This window comes from Stenotrophomonas sp. 3diitr2024 (assembly GCF_042136455.1).
In the GTDB taxonomy this organism is placed as follows: domain Bacteria; phylum Pseudomonadota; class Gammaproteobacteria; order Xanthomonadales; family Xanthomonadaceae; genus Stenotrophomonas; species Stenotrophomonas sepilia.
The window spans coordinates 1-7,295 of record NZ_JBHHMJ010000831.1; the positions used below are offsets into that span (position 1 = coordinate 1).

The window sequence follows — 7,295 nt, forward strand, 5'->3', positions numbered from 1 at the left end:
AGCCGAGCCCATGCTCGGCTTGATGGATCCCGCGAAGAGCAGCCGAGCATGGGCTCGGCTCTACACTGGGTGATCGCGACCGGTACTGGTCAGGGCGTGGTGGTCTTCAACCGCAGCACCGGCAACCCGGTTTCGCTGTGCACGTCCTCGCGCTGCGGCAGGTCCTGCACGGCGTCCTTTACGGCATTCAATGCCGGGTCGACGCCACGCAGCGGGTGCCACATGCCGATCCACTCGAAATGGCGTTCGTAGCGCAGGGTCTGTGCACTGCCCAGCCACAGCGGCGTGTTGCCCGGCTGCAACTGCGCTGGGGCCGGCCACAGGCGCAGTACGTAGCGCTCATCACGGTGTGTACCCGGGCGTACCATCAACAGCGCTTCCACGCGGGTTTCCAGCGTCGCCGGCAGCACCGGCAGTTCATCGGCGCCGGTGTTCTTGTCCAGCATCAGCAGCGCCTGCTGCCAGCCAGCCTGCTCCTGCCGCTTCCAGCCGCGCGCTTCCAGTTGCGCCTGCAGCGGTGCCAGCGGACCGGCCACCTGTACGTCCAGCGGCCAGCGCTGGTCGTCATCGAACTCGTTGCGGCGCGCCGGCAGTGTCGCCCAGTCGTACTGCCACCAGGCCTGCGTGTCCATTGCCTGCGGGGCCGGCAAGGTCGGCTCGAAGCGTTCCAGCTTCACCGGGATGTTGCGCGGTGCGTACCACATCGCGGCGACGGCGAAGACGCCGTAGAACAGCCATGCCACCGGCTTCACCCAGAACGAGCGGTTGAAGCGGCGGCGGTAGGCGATGCCCAGCACCAGCAGCCAGAACGTGCCGAACAGCATGCCGCCGATCACATCGCTCAGCCAATGCGCGCCCAGGTACAGGCGCGAGAAACCGATCAGGCTGACCACGATGCCCGACACCAGGTACGGCCAGACGCGGGTACGGCCGGGCATCTCGCGGGCGATCAGCACCGCGAAGAAGCCGAAGGTGATGGTGGCCATCGTCACCGACACCGACGGGAAGCCGAAGCCGCTGCTGGCGTCGACCGGGCGCACAACATCGACGGTAGCGCCGAGCAGCATGGTCAGCGCCAGGCCGAAAGCCAGCGCGGCCAGCCAGTGCGCGGCCGCCATCCAGCGCCGGCGCCAGACCAGGTAGCCCATCGCCGCCGCAGTGGCCGGCAGCAGCACCTGCCAGGCGCCCAGCGACGCCAGCGCGGCCATCGGGTAATCGGCCAGCGGGTTGCGCAGGGCCAGCATTGCCTGGTGTACCAGCAGGTCGATCGCCAGTGGCTCGCCATGCGCGACCACCACGGTCAGCAGCGCGAACCAGCCCCAGCCCAGCACCAGCAGCATCAGCGCCAGCATCGCCAGCGGCACCGACTCGCGCCGCTTCGGATCCAGCACGCCGACGGTGTAGCGGCCCAGCGTCGGATGGCGGTTGGACCAGTCGAGCAGGCGTGCCAGCCAGTTGTCCATGCGCGCGGCCGACCAGCGGTAGCCGTACAGCACGAGGGCCCAGACCAGGCCAAGGATCACCGCCAGCAGGCCGACCACCACCACCAGCCGACCGGCTACTGCGGCCACCGCGTCATAGGCCTCGCCAAGAATCCAGCCGGGGGCCAGGAACAGCACCGCCCATGAAATGCTGGCGATACCACTGGCCTGTACATAGCGGCTGGCTGGCATCTTCATCATGCCCGCGATGGCCGGCACGAACGGCCGGATCGCGCCGACGTAGCGTGCCACCAGAATGCTCTTGAACGCGTTGCGGCGGAACAGGTTTTCGCCGCGGTCGAGCAGCTGCGGGTAACGGCTGAACGGCCACACGCCACGCAGGCGGTCGCCCCAGCGGCGCCCGATCCAGTAACTGATGCCATCGCCGGCGAATGCGCCCAGTGCGGCCGCCGCCACCGCGTAAGGTCCGGAGATCTGGCCCAGGCCGATGAACACGCCCACCGCAAACAGCAGCGGCAGCGCCGGCACGATGGCGCCGAGAATGATCACCGCATCGCAGAAGGCGATGAGGAAGATAACGGCACCCGCCAGCACGGGGTGAGCGGCAATCCACGCAAGCGTGGCGTCGATCCATGAAGAGTCCATTGCCCGATTATAGGGGCGTGAAGGTGACTGGTTCCCAGCCGCTTGGTGACCGTTTGCAACCGGCGCCATCGCCTAGAATGGGCCCATGCCGCATACGCCAGACACGCCACCACATGCTTTGAAGGCCGACAGCTTCGGTCGCATCCTCCGTGTGGAAGGGCCTGCCGGCCCCTTCGTACGCCGTGACCTGGGCGCCACGCCGCTGTGGTTGCGCCTGCCGGCCTGGTGGCTGGCCCGCCGCGAAGCGCGCGCGCTGCGCCATATCCATGGCATGGCCGACGTGCCGCAGCTGCTGGCGTGGAATGGGCATCATCTCGACCGCAGTTTCATGGCCGGCGACGCCATGTACCAGCGCCCACCGCGTGGCGACCTGGCCTGGTTCCGCGCCGCGCGTCGGCTGCTGCAGCAGCTGCATCGGCGCGGCGTGGCCCACAACGACCTGGCCAAGGAAGCCAACTGGCTGGTGACCGAAGACGGCCGCCCGGCATTGATCGACTTCCAGCTGGCAGTGATCGGCAACCCGCGCTCGCGCTGGATGCGCCTGCTGGCCCGCGAGGACCTGCGCCACCTGCTCAAGCACAAGCGCATGTACTGCCGTGAGTCGCTCACCCCAGTGGAAAAGCGCGTGCTCAAGCGCACCTCGTGGGTGCGCGAACTGTGGTTCGCCACGGGCAAGCCGGTCTACCGCTTCGTTACCCGTCGCATCCTGCATTGGGAAGACAACGAGGGGCAGGGGCCCAAGCCATGAGTCCACTGCAGGTAGTGACCGGCCCACCGAGTGCGGGCAGCGTCCTGCGCCCACAGCTGGCCGGTGCCGACTTCGTGCACGCCTGCCAGGCAACAATCCATCGTGATGGGCGCTCGGCCTTGCAGGCCTATCGCGATATGGCCGCGACCATTCCCGGCTGGTTCGATGGGCTGATGGCGCTGCGCAATCGCGGCATGCGCCTGCTCGGCATGAAGCACCTGGGCTCGTTGCGCGCGGTGCAGGATGTTGCGGATCCTCAACCCGGGCAGCGACTGGGCATCTTCACCCTGCAGTCGCTCAGTGACGATGCCATCGTGCTGGAAGACGACGACCGCCACCTGCGTGTGCAGCTGGCCCTGCAGTGGCAGGGCGACGTGCTGGAAGTGGCGACCGTGGTGCATACGCACAACGCGTTCGGGCGCGTATACATGCTGCCGGTTGCGCCGGTGCATCGGCTGATCGTGCCGCATCTGCTGAGGAAGCAGGCGCAGGCGTACCGGTAGATCCACGCGATGCGTGGATGCGCCCGCTGACGGCCTTGATGTAGTGCCGGCGACCTTACGGCGTTGCCGGCACTACCTGCTGGCCGATGAAGTTGCGCTTGGCGTCGAAGTCGTAGGCGATCTGCAGCTGGCCTACATCCGGGCAGGCGTGGCAGTCACGCAGCGGCGTGCGGTACAGCAGGCGGATGCCGCCGTTCTCCAGCGGCGTGGCCCCGGCCGACTGCGCCGGTGCGAACGGCGTGGCCTGCGGGTGGTCCTTCAGCAGGGCCTGCACGGCGGGGTCGGCACGCAGGGTGTCGTCCAGCTGCACGGCATCCACATCGATGCGCTTGCCGGTGGCGTCGACCAGGCGGGTGCCCTCGTTGGTGTTGGCGCGGAACGGATACTCGACCGTGGCAATGCCCAGGCCTTCGTTCTCGTGCCAGGCCGTCACGTAGGCCAGCTCGCCGCCGGTGGACAACTGTTCGGCGGCAGCAATGGCATCGGCGCTTGCGCCACCAGCGCGCATCGCATCGCGCAGGCACTCACGCGTGGCTGCATTCCCGCCCTGGCGGCAGGCGTTGAGGTCGCCATCCCACACCACTGCCTCGCTCCAGCGCAGCTTGCCGTCTGCGGCGGCTTTCTCCGCGCTAGGCGTGTCACCGGCCGACGGTTCCTTGCCGGGTTCCGGCGAACGGCCCTGGCAGGCGGTCAGCAGGGCAAGCCCCAGGGCAGGCAGCAACAGGCGGGAACGGCGCATGGCGTGGACCTCGTGCGTTGACTGGAGGCGCCAGTATCGTCAAGGCCGGGTGAACTCCACGTCGGCGCGGCATACTAGCGGCTCATTGCATACGCTGGAGTGTGGAACGTGGGCAGTCTGCAGGGCAAAACGCTTTTCATCACGGGTGCCTCGCGTGGCATCGGCCTGGCCATCGCACTGCGCGCTGCGCGTGACGGGGCGAACGTGGCCATTGCGGCCAAGTCGGCGGTGCCGAACCCGAAGCTGCCAGGTACCATCCACAGCGCGGCCGAGGCCGTTACCGCCGCCGGTGGCCAGGGGCTGGCGCTGAAGTGCGATATCCGCGAGGAAGAGCAGGTGCACGCCGCGGTTGCGGCCACGGTCGACACCTTTGGGGGCATCGACATCCTGATCAACAACGCCAGCGCGATCTGGCTGCGTGGCACGCTGGATACGCCGATGAAACGCTTCGACCTGATGCAGCAGGTCAATTCGCGTGGCAGCTTCCTGTGTGCGCAGGCCTGCCTGCCGTACCTGCTGCAGGCGCCGAACCCGCACATCCTGACCCTGGCACCGCCGCCGAGCCTGGAACCGAAGTGGTGGGGCGCGCATACCGGCTACACGCTGGCGAAGATGGGCATGAGCTTCGTCACGCTCGGCCTGGCCGCGGAATTCGGCCCGCAGGGTGTGGCGGTGAACGCGCTGTGGCCGCGCACGGTGATCGCCACCGATGCGATCAACATGATTCCGGGCGTCGATGCGGCCGGCTGCCGTACGCCGCAGATCATGGCCGACGCCGCGCATGCGGTGCTGGTGCGCGAAGCGGCGGGCTTCAATGGCCAGTTCCTGATCGACGATGAAGTGCTGGCACAGGCCGGCGTCAGCGACCTGTCCGGCTATGCCGTGGACCCGTCGCGGTCGTTGTTGCCGGATCTGTTCCTGGACTGAGTGCTACGTTGCGCAAGGGCCGAGGGCTGCGGCCCTCGGCCTGCTGCGCTAGAATACAGGGCTGTAACCGTTTTCAACAGGGATGTGAACACATGTCACGTACGCTTTCCGTCGCGGCGCTGGCCGCTTCGCTGTCGCTTGTCCTGGCCGCCTGCGGTGGCAAGGCTCCTGCAACCGCTGGCGACGCCGGCGCCTCGGGCAAGCCGGAGGCCAACACGGTGCCGTCCGACGCACAGCAGCAGTTGACTGCGAAGCTCAACGCCTACATCGGCTGCTTCAACGCGCTTGATTCGAAGACGCACGACAGCCTCCAGTCCTATACGCGCTGGATCAAGGACGTCGAGGCCGGCCCGACCGGGCGCGAGACACAGGTGTACGGCCCGTTCGAGATCAGCGATTACGACATGAAGCAGTGCGATGGCCCGGTGACCGAGGCGATGGCTGCCAAGCCGGCGTTGGCCGAACTCGATGCTGCTGCCAGCCATTATCAGCAGGCGCTGAAGGCGCTGGTGCCGATCAGCAAGGAGGCGCACGACTACTACGATCGCCAGGACTACGAAGACGACCGGTTTGCCAGGGGCAAGCAACTGCACGCGCCCTTGATGGCCGCATTCAAGGACTTCGTGGCTGCCAGCGAAACGTTCAACGCCGAGCTGGAGCGCCAGAATGACGCTGCCCAGCGCGAGCAGCTCAAGGTATTGGAACAGGCCGAGGGGCGAACGCGCGAGTACTACCGTCTGGCGATGATGCTGGAAGCCAAAGCGATCGTGGAGCTGATGAGCGAGGACGACTTTGATCCGGCCCAAGCCCGTGAACGACTCGACGCCTTCAACCGTATTTCCGACGAGGCGCATGCCAAGGTGGCCGATCAGGAGCCGGGCAAGCTGGACTGGAACGGCTTCGAGCGCGAAGCCGAGAACTTCCGTCGGGAAGGCAAGGAGCGGCTGCAGCGGGTCAGCAGCAAGACGCCCTACAGCGATTTCGAACGGCGCATGCTGGATTCGCCCTCGATGGCGCCACGCGGCTCGGCCAGCAAGCTGATGCAGGAATACAACTCGCTGGTTTTCCAGAGCAACCGCCAGTAAGCGGGAAGCTCAACGCTTCACTTTTGTCGCGATTGAGCAGGTTGATTGCGGCATGACACGCCCTGCAGCCCCGAATGCCAGCACCTTGCCGAGGTGCTGGAGCGCGCGCTCGCGCCATGCATGACGATGCCTGCAGTTTTCACTTGTGCAAGGAACTGATTTGAATGCATCCACACGCCTGATTCCTGTTCTCCTGCTCTGCGCGCTGGCCGGCTGCAACAACCCGGCCGGGCTGGCTGTCGCCGATCCCGGGTTGGAAAAGGTGAACGCCTATATCGAGTGCTACAACGGCGTCGAACAGCCCATCCACGAGGGTTTCCAGACCTACACCGGTTGGATGAAGGATCCCGAAGCCGGTCCAACCGGCAAGGAAGCGCAGCCGCGCTCACCTGGCAAGGTGTTGTCGCACCGGGTCGAGTACTGCGGCCAGCCGTTGAGCGAGGCGCTGGCAAAGGCCCCGGCGACGTCGCTGGATGCGGCCGCGCGGCAGTACCAGCAGGCGTTCCTGGCGCTGAACACCCTGATCGAGCGCGCCGATGGCTATTTCACCCGCGAGGACTATCGTCGCGATGGTGGTGAAGGGATGCGCAGCCAGCATGCCCCGCTGATGCAGGCCTATGCTGATTTCTTCAAGGCCAGCGAGGCGATGGATGCGGCGCTGGAAAAGAACGAGAACGATCGCCGCGCCGCCCAGCTGAAGCAGATCGTGGAAAGCGAAGGCCGCTCGCTGGCGTACTACCATCTGCGCCTTGTCGGCGATGGCAAGCAGCTGGCAATGGCGTTCCAGGGCGAGGCACCGGACGTTGCGGTGTTGCGCGGCCAGCTGGCCGACTATCAGGCGCTGGTGACGGAAATCCAGAACGGTGGTGTCGGCAAGGACGACCCGATGTGGGGCCATGTGCAGCGCTCGGCCGACAAGCTGGTGCGTACCGCCGGGCGCGGAGTCGAGCGCCTGGAACAGGGCAAGCCGATCACCGCCGATGCGCTGGCCGCCGAGCGCAAGGCGTCGGGCAGCTGGCTCACCACCGACCCTGAAGGCGCACAGTCGACGATTCTGGATGCCTACAACGACCTGGTGACCACCAGCAACCGGATGCGTTGAGGGCGATCCACGCAGGGCGTGGCTCTACTGCAACCGGGTCGCAATCCGGGCGTCATACGCAAGCGGTTTCAATGGCAGGCCCTGCCGTGACGGGGCCTGCGGCG

The 7,295-nt window shown here is 66.7% G+C and carries 7 protein-coding genes; 5 read left to right on the top strand and 2 right to left on the bottom strand.

The window, feature by feature from the left end; translation table 11 throughout:
• Positions 1-89 precede the first annotated feature (89 nt).
• Complete coding sequence (locus ABGA94_RS22140) at positions 90-2,087, bottom strand: bifunctional DedA family/phosphatase PAP2 family protein (RefSeq protein ID WP_134955575.1); 1,998 nt, start codon at positions 2,085-2,087, stop codon at positions 90-92.
• 85 nt (positions 2,088-2,172) lie between these two features.
• Here ABGA94_RS22140 and ABGA94_RS22145 point away from each other — a divergent pair, with 85 nt between their 5' ends.
• Together ABGA94_RS22145 and ABGA94_RS22150 are read left to right on the top strand one after the other, a co-directional pair.
• Complete coding sequence (locus tag ABGA94_RS22145; RefSeq protein WP_049413709.1) at positions 2,173-2,835, top strand: serine/threonine-protein kinase; 663 nt, start codon at positions 2,173-2,175, stop codon at positions 2,833-2,835.
• The gene (locus tag ABGA94_RS22150) at positions 2,832-3,338 is read left to right on the top strand and encodes a DUF2867 domain-containing protein (RefSeq protein ID WP_375368106.1); all 507 of its coding nucleotides are present in this window, start codon (positions 2,832-2,834) and stop codon (positions 3,336-3,338) included. The genes ABGA94_RS22145 and ABGA94_RS22150 overlap by 4 nt, the downstream gene beginning before the upstream one ends.
• A 55-nt stretch (positions 3,339-3,393) precedes the next feature.
• Here the strand turns inward: ABGA94_RS22150 and ABGA94_RS22155 are convergent, their stop codons facing one another.
• Complete coding sequence (locus ABGA94_RS22155; protein WP_005419028.1) at positions 3,394-4,077, bottom strand: hypothetical protein; 684 nt, start codon at positions 4,075-4,077, stop codon at positions 3,394-3,396.
• Positions 4,078-4,185: 108 nt separating this feature from the next.
• On the opposite strand from ABGA94_RS22155, the gene ABGA94_RS22160 reads away from it, so the two are divergent.
• From ABGA94_RS22160 to ABGA94_RS22170, 3 genes are all read left to right on the top strand, one after another.
• On the top strand, positions 4,186-5,004 hold the full coding sequence (locus ABGA94_RS22160; RefSeq protein ID WP_005419027.1) for an NAD(P)-dependent oxidoreductase: 819 nt from the start codon (positions 4,186-4,188) through the stop codon (positions 5,002-5,004).
• Positions 5,005-5,096: 92 nt separating this feature from the next.
• Complete coding sequence (locus ABGA94_RS22165; RefSeq protein WP_375368107.1) at positions 5,097-6,089, top strand: DUF3829 domain-containing protein; 993 nt, start codon at positions 5,097-5,099, stop codon at positions 6,087-6,089.
• 160 nt (positions 6,090-6,249) lie between these two features.
• Positions 6,250-7,191: a YiiG family protein gene (locus ABGA94_RS22170; RefSeq protein WP_375368108.1), complete on the top strand. Its 942-nt coding sequence runs from the start codon at positions 6,250-6,252 to the stop codon at positions 7,189-7,191.
• Positions 7,192-7,295 lie beyond the last annotated feature (104 nt).

Excerpts from the sequence above, each read along its gene's own strand:
- ABGA94_RS22140 (WP_134955575.1), bottom strand. The coding sequence starts at position 2,087 with ATGGACTCTTCATGGATCGACGCCACGCTTGCGTGGATTGCCGCTCAC.
- ABGA94_RS22145 (WP_049413709.1), top strand. The coding sequence starts at position 2,173 with ATGCCGCATACGCCAGACACGCCACCACATGCTTTGAAGGCCGACAGC.
- ABGA94_RS22150 (WP_375368106.1), top strand. The coding sequence starts at position 2,832 with ATGAGTCCACTGCAGGTAGTGACCGGCCCACCGAGTGCGGGCAGCGTC.
- ABGA94_RS22155 (WP_005419028.1), bottom strand. The coding sequence starts at position 4,077 with ATGCGCCGTTCCCGCCTGTTGCTGCCTGCCCTGGGGCTTGCCCTGCTG.
- ABGA94_RS22165 (WP_375368107.1), top strand. The coding sequence starts at position 5,097 with ATGTCACGTACGCTTTCCGTCGCGGCGCTGGCCGCTTCGCTGTCGCTT.